This window comes from Janthinobacterium sp. FW305-128 (genome assembly GCF_020858135.1).
GTDB lineage: Bacteria > Pseudomonadota > Gammaproteobacteria > Burkholderiales > Burkholderiaceae_D > Janthinobacterium.
On record NZ_JACYMK010000010.1, the window covers coordinates 275695 to 294292 of the forward strand.

General features: G+C 56.6%; 20 protein-coding genes. 7 read left to right on the forward strand and 13 right to left on the reverse strand.

Going from position 1 to position 18598, the window contains the following annotated elements; all coding sequences use genetic code 11:
* The first annotated feature begins 201 nt into the window (after positions 1 to 201).
* Genes IGS60_RS21275 through tssA form a run of 7 tightly spaced genes read left to right on the forward strand, consistent with a single transcriptional unit; the run spans position 202 to position 9586 of the window.
* On the forward strand, positions 202 to 1047 hold the full coding sequence (locus tag IGS60_RS21275; RefSeq protein WP_230506120.1) for a M15 family metallopeptidase: 846 nt from the start codon (positions 202 to 204) through the stop codon (positions 1045 to 1047).
* Between the two features lie 15 nt (positions 1048 to 1062).
* Positions 1063 to 1332: a PAAR domain-containing protein gene (locus tag IGS60_RS21280; RefSeq protein WP_230506121.1), complete on the forward strand. Its 270-nt coding sequence runs from the start codon at positions 1063 to 1065 to the stop codon at positions 1330 to 1332.
* 31 nt (positions 1333 to 1363) lie between these two features.
* Complete coding sequence (locus IGS60_RS21285; RefSeq protein WP_230506122.1) at positions 1364 to 2800, forward strand: hypothetical protein; 1437 nt, start codon at positions 1364 to 1366, stop codon at positions 2798 to 2800.
* A 46-nt stretch (positions 2801 to 2846) separates the two neighbouring features.
* Positions 2847 to 6743, forward strand: coding sequence for a type VI secretion system membrane subunit TssM (gene tssM / locus IGS60_RS21290; RefSeq protein ID WP_230506146.1), 3897 nt, complete (start codon positions 2847 to 2849; stop codon positions 6741 to 6743).
* Positions 6740 to 7720, forward strand: a complete 981-nt coding sequence (gene tagF / locus IGS60_RS21295) for a type VI secretion system-associated protein TagF (RefSeq protein WP_230506123.1) — start codon at positions 6740 to 6742, stop codon at positions 7718 to 7720. Before tssM ends, tagF begins: the two co-directional genes overlap by 4 nt.
* 2 nt (positions 7721 to 7722) lie before the next feature.
* The gene (locus IGS60_RS21300) at positions 7723 to 8517 is read left to right on the forward strand and encodes an OmpA family protein (RefSeq protein WP_230506124.1); all 795 of its coding nucleotides are present in this window, start codon (positions 7723 to 7725) and stop codon (positions 8515 to 8517) included.
* A 19-nt stretch (positions 8518 to 8536) separates the two neighbouring features.
* Complete coding sequence (gene tssA / locus IGS60_RS21305; protein WP_230506125.1) at positions 8537 to 9586, forward strand: type VI secretion system protein TssA; 1050 nt, start codon at positions 8537 to 8539, stop codon at positions 9584 to 9586.
* Between the two features lie 55 nt (positions 9587 to 9641).
* Here the strand turns inward: tssA and IGS60_RS21310 are convergent, their stop codons facing one another.
* From IGS60_RS21310 to IGS60_RS21370, 13 genes are all read right to left on the reverse strand, one after another.
* Complete coding sequence (locus tag IGS60_RS21310; protein WP_230506126.1) at positions 9642 to 11741, reverse strand: DUF2235 domain-containing protein; 2100 nt, start codon at positions 11739 to 11741, stop codon at positions 9642 to 9644.
* An 82-nt stretch (positions 11742 to 11823) separates the two neighbouring features.
* Positions 11824 to 12234 carry a DUF3304 domain-containing protein gene (locus tag IGS60_RS21315; protein ID WP_230506127.1) on the reverse strand — a complete coding sequence of 137 codons (411 nt, stop codon included), beginning with the start codon at positions 12232 to 12234 and terminating at the stop codon, positions 11824 to 11826.
* A 304-nt stretch (positions 12235 to 12538) separates the two neighbouring features.
* A complete protein-coding gene (locus IGS60_RS21320) occupies positions 12539 to 12949 on the reverse strand; it encodes a DUF3304 domain-containing protein (RefSeq protein WP_230506128.1) in 411 nt (136 codons plus the stop codon).
* Between the two features lie 141 nt (positions 12950 to 13090).
* Entirely contained in the window at positions 13091 to 13585 is a 495-nt protein-coding gene (locus IGS60_RS21325; protein ID WP_230506129.1) for a DUF3304 domain-containing protein, read from the reverse strand.
* 56 nt (positions 13586 to 13641) lie between these two features.
* On the reverse strand, positions 13642 to 14139 hold the full coding sequence (locus IGS60_RS21330; protein WP_230506130.1) for a DUF3304 domain-containing protein: 498 nt from the start codon (positions 14137 to 14139) through the stop codon (positions 13642 to 13644).
* A gap of 51 nt (positions 14140 to 14190) precedes the next feature.
* Positions 14191 to 14688, reverse strand: coding sequence for a DUF3304 domain-containing protein (locus tag IGS60_RS21335; protein WP_230506131.1), 498 nt, complete (start codon positions 14686 to 14688; stop codon positions 14191 to 14193).
* A 52-nt stretch (positions 14689 to 14740) separates the two neighbouring features.
* Complete coding sequence (locus tag IGS60_RS21340; protein ID WP_230506132.1) at positions 14741 to 15139, reverse strand: DUF3304 domain-containing protein; 399 nt, start codon at positions 15137 to 15139, stop codon at positions 14741 to 14743.
* A gap of 160 nt (positions 15140 to 15299) precedes the next feature.
* Positions 15300 to 15710: a DUF3304 domain-containing protein gene (locus IGS60_RS21345; RefSeq protein ID WP_230506133.1), complete on the reverse strand. Its 411-nt coding sequence runs from the start codon at positions 15708 to 15710 to the stop codon at positions 15300 to 15302.
* A 141-nt stretch (positions 15711 to 15851) separates the two neighbouring features.
* Complete coding sequence (locus tag IGS60_RS21350) at positions 15852 to 16262, reverse strand: DUF3304 domain-containing protein (RefSeq protein ID WP_230506134.1); 411 nt, start codon at positions 16260 to 16262, stop codon at positions 15852 to 15854.
* A 141-nt stretch (positions 16263 to 16403) separates the two neighbouring features.
* A complete protein-coding gene (locus IGS60_RS21355) occupies positions 16404 to 16904 on the reverse strand; it encodes a DUF3304 domain-containing protein (protein ID WP_230506135.1) in 501 nt (166 codons plus the stop codon).
* Positions 16905 to 16975: 71 nt separating this feature from the next.
* Positions 16976 to 17503 carry a hypothetical protein gene (locus IGS60_RS21360; RefSeq protein WP_230506136.1) on the reverse strand — a complete coding sequence of 176 codons (528 nt, stop codon included), beginning with the start codon at positions 17501 to 17503 and terminating at the stop codon, positions 16976 to 16978.
* Positions 17427 to 18350 carry a DUF4123 domain-containing protein gene (locus tag IGS60_RS21365; protein ID WP_230506137.1) on the reverse strand — a complete coding sequence of 308 codons (924 nt, stop codon included), beginning with the start codon at positions 18348 to 18350 and terminating at the stop codon, positions 17427 to 17429. The genes IGS60_RS21360 and IGS60_RS21365 overlap by 77 nt, the downstream gene beginning before the upstream one ends.
* Positions 18347 to 18598, reverse strand: a 252-nt coding sequence (locus tag IGS60_RS21370) for a DUF2345 domain-containing protein (RefSeq protein ID WP_230506138.1), incomplete at its 5' end; no start/stop codon positions are given. The genes IGS60_RS21370 and IGS60_RS21365, both read right to left, overlap by 4 nt.

Sequence of the window (18598 nt, forward strand, 5' to 3'; positions counted from 1 at the left end):
AATATTTACAATACCTTACGACAATAAAAAAAAGCGTGACGCATGTTAGGAAATCAACAGTACCGACCCGGCGCACAATTGAAACATAGCCCCTGTACTTAGCAAGTTAGTAAGATATACTCCGAGGCAATATTAGCGCAAACGCTGGCACCGCGGCATTCCACTGCCCATGCATGGCGCCTTTTTTCGAACGGAGCGGGCGTGTTTTTACTGGCGGTGGCACTCTATTTTTTACTCGCATGCCTGATCAGCTGGCTGGCGCTGTTTCCATCCGGTCGCGAACTGGTGCTGCGGGCGCTTGCGACGGCTGAACAAGGCCTAGCGGCGCGGCGCGATCGGCTGGCCCGGCGCACGAACGCCGGCCTCGACACCTTGCGCCGTGGCGGCGCCAGCACCTTGCTCGGCAGCGCTGCATTCGTGCGCCGCCATTACCTGCTGTTCCTGGGCGGCGCGGCGGTGGTCTGCCTGCCGCCGGCAATCGCCTTGCTTGCAGGCAGCAAGAACATGCTGGGCGGCTACGAGGTCTCGACGCGCGAAATGAATACGCAGGTGTCGGCACTGCTGCAAGGCGAACAGCTGGTGCCGCCGGTAGACCTGCCGCCGCTGGTGTTCGCCACCGAGGAAGTGCAGCAGGTGCGGCCGATGCTGGTATCGGCCAGCCGCAACTGGACGCTGCTCAATGCCGAATACGCGCAAAGGCTGTTGCTGGTGTTCAAGATCATGAAGGAAAAACATGGCTACGACATGGCCATACTGGAAGGCTACCGCAGCCCGGAGCGGCAAAACATGCTGGCCGGCATGGGCAGCAATGTCACCAATGCGGCCGCGTTCCAGAGCTGGCATCAGTATGGCCTGGCCGCCGATTGCGCATTTTTACGCGACGGCAAACTGGTGATCTCGGAAAAAGATCCCTGGGCCATGCGCGGCTACCAGCTGTATGGCGAAGTGGCCGAATCGGTCGGCATGACCTGGGGCGGCCGCTGGAAAATGATGGATTTCGGCCACACCGAACTGCGCATGCCGGGTGTCATGAAAAAACAACGATGACTGGAAGGAGCACATATGGCTGGTCCCGTAATCAGATTGGGCGATAAAACATCGCATGGCGGCAGCGTCCTGGAGGCCTCGGCGATGTCGGACAGCGGCGGCATCGGCATCGCGCGCGTGGGCGACAAAGTCTCGTGCCCGCTGCCAGGCCATGGCACCTGCCCCATCGTCAGCGGCGACGCCAGCTGGATCGTCGACGGCAAGCCGGTAGCCCGCCACGGCGACAAGACCAGCTGCGGCGCGATGCTGATCGCCAGCCAGCAAGCCACCACGGATCAGCTATGACGTCCCGCCGCCACTGCAAGGGAGCGCGCTGATGCGCCCGTGGCTGCGGCGCAGCCTGCTGATACTGGCCGTGTTCGCCTTATGCTGGGGCGGCGCAATCTGGTACTGGCGCACCAGCACGCGCATGCCGTCGACGGCCGACCTGGCCGGCACCATGCTGGCGTTGCCGCTGGTGCTGCTCATAAGCTGGTGGCTGGGCAAGAAACTGCTGCTCAGGCTGGCCACGCCGGCAGCGGCGCCGGCCGATGCCGCCGATGGCGGCGTCCACGCGGCCGCTAATGAAGCTGCGCCGCGCGCGCCGCTGCACCTGGCCGGCGCCGCGCTGCGCATGCCCGGTGGCGACTCGGCGTCGGAATTGGCGGCCGCGCTGCTGGACAAGCAGCAGCGCCCCGAACTCGATCCGGAACTGACCGACGCGCAGGGCTACCCCGTGATGAGCGCCCGCGTGGCCGACCTCGATGAACACGGCCAGAAGGAACTGCTGGACGACTGGCTGCGGACCCGGCCGGCTGATACGGCGCAGGATGGCGCGCCGCATTTCGAGGCTGAACACTTGCGCGCACTGGCGCTGGGCGCCGGCGTATTGAACGAACTGATGCAGGAAGCGGCGATGCACACGGCGCTCGACGGCTACAAGCCGGCGCAAACGGGCGCGCGCGCCGCGCTGCCGACCCTGCAACTGCATCTGCTGTTGCCGTCCGATTGGGACAAGCCGCAGCGCGACACGGGCGCCGCCTGGCTGCACGCGCAGGCGGAACAGCAAGGCTGGCCGTCCGACAAGCTCAGTACACACCTGGCCGGCGACAGCGGTCCGCTGGCGCTGATCGAACAGCTGGCCGCGCAGGCGGCCTTGCAAGAACTGCCTTGCCTGGCCATCGTGCTGGCTTGCGCTTCCCATATCGGCGAGCTGACCGTGCATGACTGGACCGCGCGCGAGCTGCTGTTCAATATCAGCCAGCCGGGCGGGCAGATTCCCGGCGAAGGCGCGGCCGGCCTGTTGCTGGCCGACGCGGCCCAGGCGGCGGCGCTGCAGGTGGACACGCCGGTACTGCTGCACCAGGCCAGCATGGCCGTGCGCGGCCGGTCGGCGGACAGCCGCGGCCATGGCGATGCCAGCTTGCTGGCCGAGCTGGGCGGCAAGGCGATGGCGGCGGCGTCTGTCGCCCCGGCCACGATCACCCGGCTCTACGCCGATGCCGACCAGCGCTCGAGCCGCATGATCGAATTGATGAACAATGCCGGCACGCTGCTGCCCGATATCGATCTCAGCAATGACGTACAGAGCGTGGCGGCGGCCTGCGGCCAGAGTGGCCATGTAGCCACCCTCGCGGCGCTGGTGCTGGCGCGGCACGAGGCGGCCAAGAATGCCAGCCAGGTGCTCTGCCTGAGCAACCTCGACGCCTTCCACCGGGCCGCCGTGGTGGTGGGCCCGGAAGCCCTTGCCCTTGAATCCCTCGCCGCGACATGACTCCTTCCTCCACCATGCCTATCAACCTCTCGCCCCTCATACTATGATGCAACGATTCTGGCATTCCATTACTACCCGTTTCAGCCTGTTCGCCATCGGCTTCGTGGCGCTGGCCGCGCTGCTGGTCAGTTGCGCCGTCATCTTTGAATGGCCGCTGGTATGGATCGTGCCGCCGCTGGCGCTGGTCCTGCTGGTCGCCAGCGCGGTATGGTGGCTGCAGCGCAGGCGCCGCCAGCGCGACGCCGCCAGCTTCGGCGGCATGCTGGAACAGCAGACGGCCGGCGCGGTACCCAAGGCGGGGCCCACGCAGCGCGAGGAAACCGAAGCCATCCGCAAACGCATGCTCGAGGCGATCGGCACCATCAAGACGTCCAAACTGGGCCAGCTATCGGGCGACGCGGCCCTGTATGAATTACCCTGGTATATGATCATCGGCAATCCGGCAGCCGGCAAAAGCACGGCGATCGCCAATTCCGGCTTGCAGTTTCCTTTTGCCGACAGCAAGATCGTGCAAGGCATCGGCGGCACCCGCAATTGCGACTGGTTCTTCACCACCGACGGCATCCTGCTCGACACGGCGGGCCGCTATTCGGTCAACGACGAAGACCGCGCCGAATGGTTCGGCTTTCTGTCGCTGCTGAAAAAACACCGCAAGCGCGCGCCGATCAACGGCATCATCATCGCCGTCAGCATTGCCGAACTGACCGGCAGCCGGCCCGAATTCGCCATCAACCTGGCCAAGAACCTGCGCCAGCGGGTACAGGAACTGACGGAAAAACTGGAAGTGCACGCGCCCGTCTACGTGGTGTTCACCAAAGCCGACCTGATTACCGGTTTCAACGAATTTTTCCAGGACACGGAACGCGGCGAACGCGACCGGGTATGGGGCGCCACCCTGCCCTACAGCCAGACCAGTTCCAGGCAAGACGTGCTGGAGCAGTTCGACCAGCGTTTCGACGAGCTGTATGACGGCTTGAAAGAGCTGAGCCTGGCCAGCATGGCGCTGCAGCAGAACGAACGCATGCCTCCGGGCGTATTCACCTTCCCGCTCGAATTCAGCGCGATCAAGGGTACGTTGCGGGCCTTCATCGCCACCCTGTTCGAGGAAAACCCGTTCCAGTTCAAGCCCGTCATGCGCGGCTTTTATTTTACCAGCGCGCTGCAGGAAGGCGTGTCCGTATCGGCCTCGTCGGAACGCGTGGCGCAGCGCTTCGACTTGAAACTGCAGCCGCAGCAACACAACGCGGTGCAGGACCAGCATGGCTATTTCCTGCTCAATCTGTTCCGCAAGGTGATCTTCGCCGACAAGGAACTCGTCGCCCAGTACGCCAGTCCAGCCAAGACCCGCGTGCGCTACGCCACCTTCTTTGCCGCCACCGCGCTGGTGGGCCTGGCGCTGGCTGGCTGGAGCTGGTCCTACATGGCCAACCGCCAGCTGGTGGCCAATGTACAGGCCGACCTGGACCAGGCGATCAAGGTGCAGGACAAGCGGCTCGACCTGCAATCGCGCTTCGAAGCACTGGAAATCCTGCAGGACCGGATCGAGCAGCTCGATTCCTACCGCAACAGCCGACCCCTCTCGCTGGGCCTGGGGCTGTATCAGGGGGATCTGCTGGAGCGCAAACTGCGCGAGGAGTATTTCTCGGGCGTGCGTGAAGTGATGCTCAGCCCGGTCGCGCAATCGCTGGAAGCCTTCCTGGCCGAAGTCAACGCCGGCGCCAGCCGCTTGCAGCCGATGGCCAGCACGCCGCAGTCGGGCGCGGTATCGGCCGGCGCGGCAGCCACCCTGCCCGCGCCGGCCGGCACCTTGGCCACGCCCGTGGCCGCCACGCCGACGCCGGCCCTGGCCAGCGCCCCTGCCGCCGCGCCGCCCGCCACGGCCGCCGCCGTCAACCTGGGCGCGCAGCAGTTCAAGGATGCCTCGCCGGCGAATGTGGAAGATGCGTATAACGCGCTGAAAACCTATTTGATGCTGAGCGACAAGTCGCGCGCCGAAGCGAGCCACTTGAATGACCAGCTGACCCGTTTCTGGCGTGTCTGGCTCGACAGCAACCGCGGCAGCATGCCGCGCGAGCAGATGATACGCAGCGCCGAACGCATGATTTCGTTTTATCTGACCCAGATCAATGACCCGTCCTGGCCGCAGGTCGACAGCAAGCTGGCGCTGGTCGAGCAGTCGCGCGACAGCCTGCGCCGCGTGGTGCGGGGCATGCCGGCGCGCGAGCGCGTGTACGCCGACGTCAAGGCGCGCGCCGCCACACGCTTCGCCTCGATGACGGTGGCGCGCATCGTCGGCGAGCAGGACAAGGAACTGGTGCTGGGCAGCTACGCCATTCCCGGCACCTTCACGCGCGACGCCTGGGAACAATTCATCCAGCAAGCCTTCCAGGAAGCAGCCAACCGCGAACTGCAAAGCGCCGACTGGGTGCTGAAAACCGCCTCGAAGGACGACCTGACTCTCGAAGGCAGCCCCGAGCAGATCCAGAAAGCGCTGGTCGAACTGTACAAGACGGACTACGCCAGGGAATGGCAGAAATTCATCCAGGGCGTCAGCATCCGCGAGTTGAACGGCTTCGACAACGCGGCGGCGGCCATGAACCGGCTCGGCGATCCGCAAACCTCGCCGATCAACAAACTGATCGAAACGGTGTACAAGGAAACCTCATGGGACAACCCGTCACTGCTGGGCCAGGGCTTGCAGCGTGCCCAGCGCGGCATGATGGGCTGGTTCAAGGAAACCATCCTGCGCCAGAAACCCTCGGGCATCACCGTCAACGTCAGCACGGGCGCGCCCGCCGCCGGCGCCTTGCCGATGGGGCCGGTGGGCCGCGAGTTTTCCGGCGTGGCCCGCCTCGTGGTTACCAAGGACAAGGACGCTTCGCTGATGCGCGGCTACATGGAAGCGCTATCGAAGCTGCGCGCCCGCTTCAACCAGATCAAGAACCAGGGCGATACGGGTCCCGGCGCCAAGCAGTTCATGCAGCAGACGCTGGACGGCACCGGCTCCGAACTGGCCGATGCGCTCAAATACGTGGATGAACAGATGCTCACCGGCATGACCGATGCGCAAAAGCAGGCGATCCGGCCGCTGCTGGTGCGCCCGCTGATGCAGACGTTTGCCGTCATCATCAAGCCGACCGAGACGGAAATCAACAAGGTCTGGCTGGCGCAGGTGCTCGAACCGTTCCAGAAAACCCTGGCGCCCAAATATCCGTTCTCGCCGGCCTCCGGTAGCGAGGCCAGCAATGCCGACATCGGCCAGGTGTTCGGACCGGAAGGCAGCATCGCCAAGTTCTTCAATACCACCATCGGCCCGCTGGTGGTGCGCCGTGGCGACTCACTCAGCGCCAAGACCTGGGCCAACATGGGCATCGGCCTGGCGCCGTCCGTCGTGGCCAGCTTCCCCGGCTGGATCGCGCCGCTCAGCGCCAACGGCGTGGCCACGGCGGCCGGCGCCGGCGAAGCGCAAACGCGTTTCGACCTGCAGGCGCTGGCCGCCACCGGCGCCACCGAGTACACGATCGAGATCGATGGGCAAGCCCTGCGCTGGCGCGGCCAGCCGCAGCCGTGGATCCATATGGTCTGGCCGAATCCGCAAGGCACGCCCGGCGCGCGCATCAGCGCCATCACGCCGGAAGGCCGCACGATCGTGTTGCTCAACGAACCTGGCCATTTCGGCCTGAAGAAAATGATCGATTCGGCCAAGCGCAAGCGCAAGGATGGCGGCGTGTTCGAACTGAGCTGGGAAAACAGCGGCGTGACCGTCGCGGCCAACCTGAAGATCGTCGCCACGCCGGCGCCGCCCGTCGCGCCAGCCACCGCCTCGGGCGCCGCGGGCTTCCGCGGCCTGAAGCTGCCGGAAATCGTGGCCCAGAGCGTGCCGGCCGTCAATACTCCCGCGCCGGCAGGCGCTGCCGCGGCCAATGCCGCCGTCGCGCCATGAACCGCACCACCGCCACCCCCATCGGCTATTTCGGCAAACTGCCCAGCCGCGGCGACTTCGTCAAGGCCAGCGACAACCCGGCCCTGCTGAAGATCCTCGACGACTGGCTGGCGCAGGCGATGGACCTGCTCAGCGCCGACGCGCGCTGGAAGCTGACCTATGATGCGCTGCCGCCCATGCACTTCGCCTTCATCGGCCCGCGCCGCGGACGCGCCATCGCCGGCCATATCGCCGCCAGCAGCGATGCCTCGTCGCGCCGTTTTCCCTTCCTGATGATGAGCACCATGGAAGTGGACCAGCCGGCCGCGTTTGTCGCCAACAGCCCGCTGGTGCTGTCGCGCCTGTGGAACCGCTTCGAAGCGCTCAGCAACGACATGCGCGGTCCCGATGCGGGCAGCGCGCTGCACGCGGCCAGCCATGCCAGTATCGACCTCGACCTGCGCGCCGCCGCCTATGAAGCCGCCTTCAACGATTTCCTCGACATGCAGACCGTGGGTGAACTCGACGCGCTGCTGGCGCCCACCGGTTTCACGGGCACGGTGCGGCAGGTGCTGCTGGCGCTGGGCCTGCTGCTGCAGCCGGTGATGGCCAGCAGTTCCAGCCGGTTGGAAAAGAGCCTGGAACTGCCGCTGCCGGCCGACCCGCTGTACCGCAACATGGTGGCGGCGTTCTGGATGCACCTGATCACGCCCTTCCTGGCGCGTGCCGACTTCGAGCTGGCGCTGTTCATCACGCGGCTGCGCGGCCGCCAGACGCTGGTGCTGGGATTTTCCGGCGCGTCGGCGCAGACCCTGCATGTACTGATGAACCCGCAGGCGGCACTGGAACACCATATCGCGTTCGACGACCTGGACTGGGTCGAGGAACACGTCGGCAACGACTACGCGATCAAGAAAGTGTCGACCTATCTGGCGCAAGCCAACCTCTCGCTCAAATCGGCGCACGATTCCTTGCGCGCCGCCTTTATCGGAACCTGACCATGCGCGTATCCCGGATCGTTCTCCTCCTCGGCATGGCGCTAGCCGCCCTGTCCGCTTCAGCGCAAGCGCCCATATCGATACCCACGGCCGCCACGCCGCAGCCAGGCCAGGTGCTGGCCAGCGGCACCGTACCCGACGAAACGAGCAAGGCCGCCGTGCTGGCGCGCCTGCGCGAACTGTACGGCGCCGACAAGGTGGTCGACCAGATCGCCGTGGGCCAGGTGGTGTTGCCCGCCAATTGGAATGCGTATGTGCAAAAGCTGCTGTCGCCCAACCTCAAGCAGATCAGCCGCGGCCAGCTGAAGATCGACGGCAGCGTCGTCAGCGTGCGCGGCGAAGTGGCCAACGAGGCGCAGCGGCAAAAGATCGCCAGCGACATCGCCACCAGCCTCAATCCCACCTACACCGTCAACAATGGACTGCGCGTGTCGGCCAGCGAGCAAGGCGTGCTCGACAACACCCTGGCCAACCGCACCATCGAGTTTGAAAGCGGCAAGGCCGCGCTGACGCCATCGGGCCGCGCCATCCTCGATGAAATGGCGGCGGCCATGCAAAAGCTGGCCGGACGCAAAGTGGACATCATCGGCCATACCGACAACCAGGGCTTGCGCGCCAGTAACCAGAGCCTGAGCCAGGCGCGGGCCGAGGCCGTCAAATTCTACCTGTCGTCGAAAGGCATCCACGGCGAACTGCTGACGGCGTCTGGCCAGGGCTCCGACCGGCCGATCGCCAGCAATGACACGGTGGACGGGCGCGCCCGCAACCGGCGCATTGAATTTCGCATGGCGCAATAATCATCCATCAGGGGACCACATGTTTTCAGCCGAACAGTTATTACTTCCGATTAGCAATGAACAACCGGCAGGCGCGGACCTGGCGTTTTCGCCCGAACTCGACGCTATCACTCTGGCGCGCAAGTTCGACGACCCCACGCTCGACCAAGGTGAATGGGTCGCCGACCTGAAAGAGGCCGACTGGGAGTTCGTCGTGCGCAGCTGCGCCGGCCTGCTTGCCGGCAGCAGCAAGGACCTGCGCCTGGCGGTCTGGCTGACCGAAGCGGGCGCCAAGCGCCACCACCTGCGCGGCATGGCCGAAGGCTTGCTGGTGCTGGCCGGGCTGTGCGAAAAATTCTGGGACCGGGGCCTGTTCCCGGATGCGGAAGACGGCGACCAGGAGCAGCGCATCGGCAACCTGAGCTGGATACTCTCGCGCATTCCTGCGCTGCTGCGCGAGGTGCCCATCACGGGCGGCCCGGGCGGCGCCTTTTCCACCATCGATTTCGAAACGGCGCGGCGCCAGGCCGCCCCGGGTGATTCCGCCAGACAGCATGATGGCGTCAAGTTGTCCGATATGGAAGCGGCGCGCCGCAACAACTCGGCCGCCTTTTGCGCCAGCTTCGCCGTCGACGCGCAAGATTGCCTGGAAGCGCTGCGCAAGCTCGAACGAGTCGTCGACGCCCGGCTGGGGAACGACAGCCCGGCCTTCTCCACGGCGCGCGAAGCCGTCGAAGCGATGCTGCGCGTGATGCCAGTCAGCGCTGGCGCGGCGAGCACCACCCTCCCCGCTACCACTGAGGCCAGCGTGGCCGCTGCCGACAGCGCGATAGCGCCAGCCGTGCAGGTGATCCCGGCCGGCCCACCGGGCGCCATCAACACGCGCGCGCAGGCGATCGAACAATTGCGCGCCGTGGCGCAGTTCTTCCGCCGCACCGAACCACACAGCCCCGTCTCGTATTTTGCCGACAAGGCGGCCGATGCCGCCAACCAAGACCTGCACTCCTGGCTGCGTTCGGTGGTCAAGGATTCCAGCTCGCTGGCGCATATCGAAGAGCTGCTGGGCGTGCAGCCCCCCGAGAACAGCTGAAACCGCTGCTCACACTCTGGCGGCGCGCCTGCCGCCAGAGTGTTCAAGTTTTTGCCTATTTCGCTTTTTCCCGCTCTTCCTCGCGCCAGCGCTTTTCCAGCTGCGCCTTCCACTCGGCCTCTGCATTGGCATATTTCAAGATGACCTTTTTTTCGGCCTGATAATAAAGCCGGGCTTCCTGGCTGGCTTGCTGCATGGCGTTTTTTGCGGTCTTGACTGCGCGGTCCATTTTTTTTTCCGCCTCGACCCCGGCATCATGCACGCCGTGACCGGCGCGGGTAGCGCCATCGACGATCATCCGGCTCGTTTCCTTGTACGTTGCCACCGCCTGCCGCTCCAGCCGTTTTTCAGCCTCGGCCACCGCCTTCGCGGTCGCGCCAACCTTTCTGCGCGCTGCCCGGTAAGTGCTGACGGTGTAGCCATACAACTTCTGGAAGTAGGTCACGGCCGCGTCGCCTGCTGCCTTGACGGCCTTCAAAGATTCATTGGCGATATTCGACATATTCGAATAATCATCGCTTTGCACGAAAACGTTGCGGAAGCGGCCATAGCCGCCGGTCAGCCATACCGGCTCGTGCTTGCCGAGGATGCGAAAGCCGGCGCGCGAATCGTGCACATAGTCTTCAAACAACGTGACACAGGCAGGCGGTGGTGTCGCGCCTTCCGTCATGATTTTCAAAAACCGCTCTTCCCAGTCGCTTAAGGGGTCTTTTCCGTCTTCGACAAACAGCATGCCAGCCGGGCTGACGCGATTCAAGACAGTCTTGGCACGTTCATTGAGCCACCCCGCCACGGTTGCGTTGGCCTTCTTTCGTTCGCGCCAGGAGCGCAGATAAATCCCCAGATCGGTATCGGCCTCCAGCAAGTCTTTCTGGCCCGGCTGGTCCGACTCCCTGAAAAAGCGCTTGTTCTTCAACTGCGCTTTTCCCTGCGCGTGCAACATGCCGCGCCAGCGCAGATATTGTTTTGTATGCGCCTCAGTAAAGGTCTTCACGTCCGCGCCCTTGATGCCGTTATGCGTCAGCCAGTTGTTGTAGGAGGCGATCAGTCTTGGGTCGGTGGAGAATGCATCCTGAATTCTCTTAAAACCTTTTTGTTTTATTTCGTTGATCGTTAACAATGGAACTCCCGCTTTCAGAGCTGCAAAATGCATGTCAATCAACGGAATCTGCGACAGATGTGGGGAAGCTCCCCAGGCCGGCATTGATCTGCCCTGCTCGCCTGGATAGTAGCCTCCGCCTACATCGGAGTGCATACCAGGATATCCTACATTGCCTCTACCAGTTGCCGATTCGAGCGGAAAGCTCGCGCGCTGCTCGTGCAAAGCGATAAAATGAGCGCACTCCTCCACGACAGGATGGATACTCTGTGTTCCATTCCCCCATGCCATGTGACCAAAAGTGACTGGCGTTACATCACCCACCCCGACTGCGGCAACGGTATCGAAAATCCCCAGAAAACCTATCCGAATCGGCACGCCTGCAAGCTCAAATGCACCAGTTTCCCGTTCAAATATCTGATGTAACCAATGAGCACTCGCACGTGCCTCCGCCGCACCACGGGAAAAACCAAAGATCGAAACGTTAATTTGTTTTAATTTACGTGGATGATTTTTTACAACCTTCGCGAGTTTTTCTTCGAGGGCTGTCAACATTGTCCAACGCTTAACATTTTCCCGCCCAAGAAGCATCTGGGAGCTCATCAAATTTACCAATATTTTCTGCGCCTTCGCTTCAAACAGAAAGGTACCGGTCAAATATTGATGCACTGCGTTAATCAGGGAAGTTATACCCCAATTAATGCGGTCAGCGCCCATATAACCAAAACCCCCGCCTGCATTATCAGTCAAAATATTGATCATATCGCCAATTTTCTCGAATGGGATACCCACACCTGGTATGTAAACACGAAAAAAACCATTCTCAGGTTCATCCAGATGCGAATCCCATAATCTTGCCACATTACTATGCTTATTTCTTTCCCGCTGATTTAATTTTTTCGGATTTACTATTGGGTCTATTTGTTTCCAATCTTGATTATTGCCACTACCATCATAAAATACGCCAATATAAATTTGACCTTGACACTCTGTTTTATGGGGCGACCTTACACAAGCCATTGCTTTCGCACGTTGCGACGATTCTTTCCCGCTCAACCTCCGTCGACCGTCAATCGGAGTCTTACGTCCTGTATATATTATAGACATAATCCATCAATCCCTGTCAATTTTTCAATTTTCATTCCCAAATTATTTTCAAAGGGACGCCTGGTCGCAGTTCTGCTTCCTTTCCAGAAAGTGGATATTTCCGATGCCCCAACAGATATTTAGTTACGAATACTTTATAGCTTCCATTATGAAGAAAATGAACAACAAGCATGCCAACATCGTCGGGCGAATACTTTGGTACAGATACAATTTTCTCCTCCCTTATATCTTTTCCAGCTTTCACGCCATTCATTACAATAGATACCTTCATCCCTGGCTGCCATACATCAGGTATGGAAAGACAACAAGTTTGACCGCCACCGCCATTCCCAGGCGCCAGAAAGCCAACCTCAACCGAAGAGCTGTCAGCAAGCTTTACTTCATAGCTTCCAATGCCATTTTCGGTATGATTATAGGCAGTTACATTTACACTAATTTTCATTAACTCCTTACTGCATGCAATGTTTAAAATTGAAAAAAAAATACATATCACATAGAAAAATAAATTTTTTTTCGATATTATTTTCATAATTACCTCAAGAAAAATAAAAATAAGAAACTACGCAATTGAAAATTTATGAAAAACAAATAGTTTTTCAGTCATAAATAATCTCACAAATATATTAAAGCTATGCTATCCATGCAACCTCTAAATTACAGCACTTCAAATATACGGCTTTCCCTATTCAAGTCGACCTGCTATTTTTTAGTGTATACGGAGCTTAAAATTTACTTATATCTAAAAATTATTCCCATATTATTTCAAGTGGAACGCCAAGCCGTCGCTCCGCCTGCTTGCCAGAAAGCGGATATTTTCGATGTCCCAGCAAATATTTTGTTACAAATACCTTATAACTTCCATCGTAAAGAAAATGGACGACAAACCTGCCGGCATCGGAAGAATTGTAACGAGGTATAGAAACCGTCTTCTCCACTCGGATCCCCTTACCATTTTTTACCGTATCCATGACAATAGTCGCTTTCATTCCGGGCCTCCATGTCGCAGGTATCGAAAGACAGCAAGTTTTCCCGCCCCCACCTTCACCTGGGTCCAAGTAGCCAGCTTCGGCTGAAGATCCATCATCAAGTGTCACGATATAGCTTCCAACACCATGTTCGGTGTGGTTATACGCAGTCATATTCACGACAATCTTCATTGGTTCCTTGCTACAAGCAATATTTGAAAATGATAGAAAAATACATAAAAAAAAACACAACCCAATTTCTTTCCAAATAAATTCATCATTGCCTTTCAGGAATTTAAATAAATACCGCAAAGAACACTTACATAAAAATTTTTACTCCCATATTATTTCCAGCGGGACTCCCGGCTCCAGTTCTGCTTCCTTACCAGAAAGCGGATACTTTCGATGTCCGAGCAGGTATCTGGTAACAAACACTTTGTAACTACCATCGTGAAGAAAATGAACGACAAACATGCTGGCATCGGCACGAGAATACTGCGGCACCAACACTGTTTTTTCTACGCGGATAGCCTTCCCATTTTTTACTGTATCCATGACTATCGTTGCCTTCATGCTTGGTTTCCATACTGCCGGTATTGAGAGACAGCAAGTTTGCCCCCCACCCCCTTGTCCAGGGTCGAGGTAGCCAGCCTCTGCTGAAGAGCCATCTTCAAGTGTCACAATATAGCTTCCAACCCCGTGTTCAGTGTGGTTATAAGCAGTCAGACTCACGCTGATTTTCATTGATTCCTTGCTACAGGCCACATTTGAAAACAATAGAAAAACACATGAAAATAGGCAAGCAAATCGCTTTCCCAATAAATTCATTATAGCCCTCCCTGAATTGAAAATAAATTATCATAAAGAACAGTCATGTAAAAAATTTACTTCCATATTATTTCCAGTGGAACACCCGACTCCAGTTCTGCTTCCTTGCCAGAAAGCGGATATTTTCGATGTCCCAGCAAATATTTTGTTACAAATACCTTATAACTTCCATCGTAAAGAAAATGGACGACAAACCTGCCGGCATCGGAAGAATTGTAACGAGGTATAGAAACCGTCTTCTCCACTCGGATCCCCTTACCATTTTTTACCGTATCCATGACAATAGTCGCTTTCATTCCCGGCCTCCATGTCGCAGGTATCGAAAGACAGCAAGTTTTCCCGCCCCCACCTTCACCTGGGTCCAAGTAGCCAGCTTCGGCTGAAGATCCATCATCAAGTGTCACGATATAGCTTCCAACACCATGTTCGGTGTGGTTATACGCAGTCATATTCACGACAATCTTCATTGGTTCCTTGCTACAAGCAATATTTGAAAATGATAGAAAAATACATAAAAAAACACAACCCAATTTCTTTCCAAATAAATTCATCATGGCCTTTCAGGAATTTAAATAAATACCGCAAAGAACACTTACATAAAATTTTTACTCCCATATTATTTCCAGCGGCACTCCCGGCTCCAGTTCTGCCTCTTTTCCAGAAAGCGGATATTTTCGATGTCCCAACAAGTACCTGGTTACAAAAACCTTTAAACTTCCATCGTGAAGAAAATGAACGACAAATCTGTCGGCTTCGGAGGAATTGTAGCGAGGTATAGAGACTGTTTTCTCCACTCTGATCGGCTTACCATTTTTCAATATATGCATGGCAACAGTCGCATTCATGCCGGGTTTCCAAGTCGCTGGTATCGAGAGACAGCAAGTTTTCCCGCCACCACCTTGCCCTGGTGCCAAATAACCGGCCTCAGCTGAAGAGCCATCATCGAGTGTCACGATATAGCTTCCAACACCATTTTCGGTATGGTTATACGCAGTCAGATTTACGACAATCTTCATTGATTCCTTGCCACAAGCAATATTTGAAAATGATAGAAAAATACATAGAAAAACACAACCCAACTTCTTTCCAAATAAATTCATCATGGCCTTTCAGGAATTTAAATAAATACCGCAAATAACACTTACATAAAAAATTTTACTCCCATATTATTTCCAGCGGCACTCCCGGCTCCAGTTCTGCTTCCTTATCAGAAAGCGGATATTTTCGATGTCCAAAGGAGTATTTGGTTACAAAAACCTTGTAGCTTCCATCGTGAACAAGCATGCTGACATCGGCACGAGAATACTGCGGTACTGGCACCGTTTTTTCTACCCGGATAGCCTTCCCATTTTTTATCGCATTCATGACTATCGTTACCTTCATGCCCGGCTTCCATACTGATGGTATTGAAAGATAACAAGTTTTACCGCCCCGTCCTTCTCCGGGGTCGAGGTAGCCAGCCTCTGCTGACGAGCCATCTTGAAGTGTCACAGTATAGCTTTCGACCCGGTGTTCGGTATGATTATAGGCAGTCAGACTCACGCTGATTTTCATTGGCGTCCGACCACAAACCATATTTAAAATCAATAGAAAATTACACAAAAACCAGAAGGCCAATATTTTCTCGATTGCTTCATAAAGAACACCTGGGAATTAAATATAAAAATTACATTTAATTTAACTAATTCACCACAAAACTATTCATGTAAAAAATTTACTCCCATATTATTCTAATCGGGACGCCTGGGTGCAATTCAGCTTCTTTTCCAGAGAGCGGATATTTTCGATGCCCCAGAAGATAGTTGGTCACAAACACTTTATAGCTTCCATCGTGAAGGAAATGCACGACGAATTTTCTGGCATCAGCCCGAGCATACTGCGGTACCGGCACCGTTTTTTCTACCCGAATATCCTTTCCATTTTTTACCGTATCCATGACTATCGTTGCTTTCATTCCTGGCCTCCATACAGACGGTATTGAAAGACAACAAGTTTTTCCGCCGCCCCCTTGTCCAGGGTCGAGGTAACCAGCCTCTGCTGACGAGCCATCCTCAAGTGTCACGATATAGCTTCCAATACCATGTTCGGTATGGTTATACGCTGTCAGATTCACGTCGATCTTCATTGGTTCCTTGCTACAAGCAATATTGGAAAATGATAGAAAAATACATAAAAAAATACAACCCGATTTCCTTCCAAATAAATTCATCGCGGCCTTCCATTAATTGGAAATATTCATTCGAAAATAATATTCACATAAAAATTTTTACTCCCATATTATTTTAAGGGGCACGCCTGGGTGCAATTCAGCTTCTTTTCCAGAGAGCGGATATTTTCGATGTCCGAGCAGGTATCTGGTTACAAAAACCTTGTAGCTACCATCGTAAAGAAAATGCACGACAAACATGCTGGCATCGGCGCGAGCATACTGCGGCACCGGCACCGTTTTTTCTACGCGAATAGCCTTTCCATTTTTTATCGTATCCATGATTATGGTTGCCTTCATACCCGGCTTCCATACGGACGGTATTGAAAGACAGCAAGTTTGCCCGCCGCCGCCTTGTCCAGGGTCGAGGTAGCCAGCCTCGACTGAATATCCATCATCGAGTGTCACGATATAACTTCCAACACCATGTTCGGTATGGTTATACGCGGTAAGACTCACAGCGGTTTTCATTGACTCTTTATTACAAGCCACAATTGAGGATAAAATAAAAATAGAAAAAAATAGCACAACTTAATCGCTTTTTAAATTGATCTATAAAAATAATTTACAATAAAAGCCAAAGTAAATCTAATCAACTGCATTCATTAAAAGCTACTTCCATATTATTTCAAGCGGCACTCCTGGTTGCAATTCAGCTTCTTTTCCAGAGAGTGGATATTTTTGATGCCCAAGTGAATATTTAGTTACAAATACTTTGTATCGTCCATCATGTAGGAAATGAACGACAAATCTACCAGCATCAGAGGCTACATAAGGTGGCACCGGCACTACTTTCTCCACTCTGACATCTTTTCCGTCTTTTATAGTGTCCATGATAACGGTGACTTCCATCCCCTTTTTCCATACAGCAGGGATCGAAAGACAACAAGTTTCACCTCCCCCTCCCTGACCTGGAGCAAGAAATCCAGCCTCAGTCCAGGAACCGTCCGCAAGTTTTACAATATAGCTACCAACTCCATGTTCGGTATGATTGTAGGCGGTGAGATTCACGCTAATTTTCATATCTTCCTTGCCACATGCCGTATTTGAAAATGCCATCAAAATACATAAAAATACATTGAGAAAATTTTTCGGCAATAGTTTTTTTATCATATGAACTCCTGAAATTCGCTGACCGAATAATTCTTGAAATTAAAATTACATGAAAATAATTTCAGGAATCATTATCCCTTGGGCTCATACGCCTCCCACAGCGGCGACCCCGCTTCCCAAACGGTTTTCGGCAAGGCTTGCAGCGCGTCGTAAAAAGCATCGAGCGATGCGGGTGTGTTTTTCATGAAGGCAATAAACAAGGGCTGTTCCATCGCCTTGCCGGAGGTATATAGCGCCAGCAAGACATACTGTGTTTGCCGGTCGAGGTCATCGATCCCGGCATCGAGCGCGCGTTGCTGGTATTTCGCGACAAACGCGTTCAGCACACGCGGAGGCGTGTCATTGGTTTCATCGGTGATCACGCGCCGCAAATGGCTGACCAGGTTGGCGGTGTCGGCCGGTTTCAGCTTGGCGTGCTTGACGGCGCTTGACGCCTGCGGCGCGGCTTTTACCGCTGTCTGCGCTGCGACGTTGCCGCCGGCAAATGCCAAGGCCAGGCATAGTGCCAGCGCCGGCAGCCGGTCAAGCTTCAACCTGTACGCCCCATAAAGGTGGGCCGGCTTCCCATACGTCGTCGTGCAAGGCTTGCATGGCTTCATAAAAACTTTCGATAGAGGTGGGTGGGTCTTGCATCAGGGCGATGAAATCGGGGTGTTCAATGCCGGCGCCGGACGTGTACAGGGCCAGCAGCAGGTATTGCGTCTGACGGTCCAGGTCGTCAAGGCCGGCGGCCAGCGCGCGCTGCTGGTAGCGGGCGACGAATTCGTATAGCAGCCGGGGTGGGGTATCGTTGGTTTCGTCCGTGATCACCCGCCGTAAATGGCTGATCAGCGTATCGGCGTCGCCCGCATCGACCAGCATGCCGTATTGCGCATCGTCCAAGTGGATGAGTGGCGAGTCCATGAGCGCAGCGTCCGGCGCAGCGCCGGCAGTGTCGACCTCCAGCAGGACGGCAACGTCGCCAAAACGGTTGATGTACTGCAAGCTCAACATTCCAGCCACGAATTGCTCTCGCTGCAGCGGCGCCAGGCAGGCCAGCCAGACCGGCAGGATGCGCATGTCATACCAGCGCAGCATCATCTGCTGCTGGTCGCTCAGGCCGACGGCATGAAACTGGCGTAAATGCCGCGCCAGTTCGGGCAAGGGCCAGGGACTTTCCATCCAGCTCAGGCAAGGCGCGCCATAACCGAGCTTTTCGGCCCAGTCGCAGACTTTTTCCAGCATGGCCGGCGCAAGGCCGGATAGCCGTATCAGCAGGGGCGCGATCTCCGGCAGGCTCGCTTCGTGGGTTTCCTCGAACAGCGACGCATACGGCACTTTCCAGCGTTGCAGCGTCAGGTGGCTGTTTTCGGCTTGCGCACTGTCGAGCAACAAATAAGGCAGGCGTTGCCGCTCAAGACTGGCCCGGACCCAGCCGTGCAATGCTGAAACGCTGTCGGGCTTCACCGCAGCACTCCCGCTGCACCCTGTTGCATGGCGCTCAAAATGCAGTTTTTGCAGGTGCTTGATGGCAACGGCGGCATCACATACGGCGCGCGCGTGGGCCCGATAAAACTTTTCTTGCCGGCAAACACGGTGATCTTGCCCGGACATTGAATGGTGATATTGCCGCCCTCAATGGTGATGTTGGCGCCGCCCGCCGTCGACAGGCGGATGCTTTTCGCCGCCGCCCAGTCCACATGCGCGTTGGCGCT

What these genes read in the sequence shown, in the direction of transcription:
- IGS60_RS21280 (WP_230506121.1), top strand. Translation starts at nt 1,063, where the DNA reads ATGGCTGGTCCCGTAATCAGATTGGGCGATAAAACATCGCATGGCGGC.
- IGS60_RS21285 (WP_230506122.1), top strand. Translation starts at nt 1,364, where the DNA reads ATGCGCCCGTGGCTGCGGCGCAGCCTGCTGATACTGGCCGTGTTCGCC.
- tssM (WP_230506146.1), top strand. Translation starts at nt 2,847, where the DNA reads ATGCAACGATTCTGGCATTCCATTACTACCCGTTTCAGCCTGTTCGCC.
- tagF (WP_230506123.1), top strand. Translation starts at nt 6,740, where the DNA reads ATGAACCGCACCACCGCCACCCCCATCGGCTATTTCGGCAAACTGCCC.
- IGS60_RS21300 (WP_230506124.1), top strand. Translation starts at nt 7,723, where the DNA reads ATGCGCGTATCCCGGATCGTTCTCCTCCTCGGCATGGCGCTAGCCGCC.
- tssA (WP_230506125.1), top strand. Translation starts at nt 8,537, where the DNA reads ATGTTTTCAGCCGAACAGTTATTACTTCCGATTAGCAATGAACAACCG.
- IGS60_RS21315 (WP_230506127.1), bottom strand. Translation starts at nt 12,234, where the DNA reads ATGAAAATTAGTGTAAATGTAACTGCCTATAATCATACCGAAAATGGC.
- IGS60_RS21320 (WP_230506128.1), bottom strand. Translation starts at nt 12,949, where the DNA reads ATGAAGATTGTCGTGAATATGACTGCGTATAACCACACCGAACATGGT.
- IGS60_RS21325 (WP_230506129.1), bottom strand. Translation starts at nt 13,585, where the DNA reads ATGAATTTATTGGGAAAGCGATTTGCTTGCCTATTTTCATGTGTTTTT.
- IGS60_RS21330 (WP_230506130.1), bottom strand. Translation starts at nt 14,139, where the DNA reads ATGATGAATTTATTTGGAAAGAAATTGGGTTGTGTTTTTTTATGTATT.
- IGS60_RS21335 (WP_230506131.1), bottom strand. Translation starts at nt 14,688, where the DNA reads ATGATGAATTTATTTGGAAAGAAGTTGGGTTGTGTTTTTCTATGTATT.
- IGS60_RS21340 (WP_230506132.1), bottom strand. Translation starts at nt 15,139, where the DNA reads ATGAAAATCAGCGTGAGTCTGACTGCCTATAATCATACCGAACACCGG.
- IGS60_RS21345 (WP_230506133.1), bottom strand. Translation starts at nt 15,710, where the DNA reads ATGAAGATCGACGTGAATCTGACAGCGTATAACCATACCGAACATGGT.
- IGS60_RS21350 (WP_230506134.1), bottom strand. Translation starts at nt 16,262, where the DNA reads ATGAAAACCGCTGTGAGTCTTACCGCGTATAACCATACCGAACATGGT.
- IGS60_RS21355 (WP_230506135.1), bottom strand. Translation starts at nt 16,904, where the DNA reads ATGATAAAAAAACTATTGCCGAAAAATTTTCTCAATGTATTTTTATGT.
- IGS60_RS21360 (WP_230506136.1), bottom strand. Translation starts at nt 17,503, where the DNA reads ATGAAGCCATGCAAGCCTTGCACGACGACGTATGGGAAGCCGGCCCAC.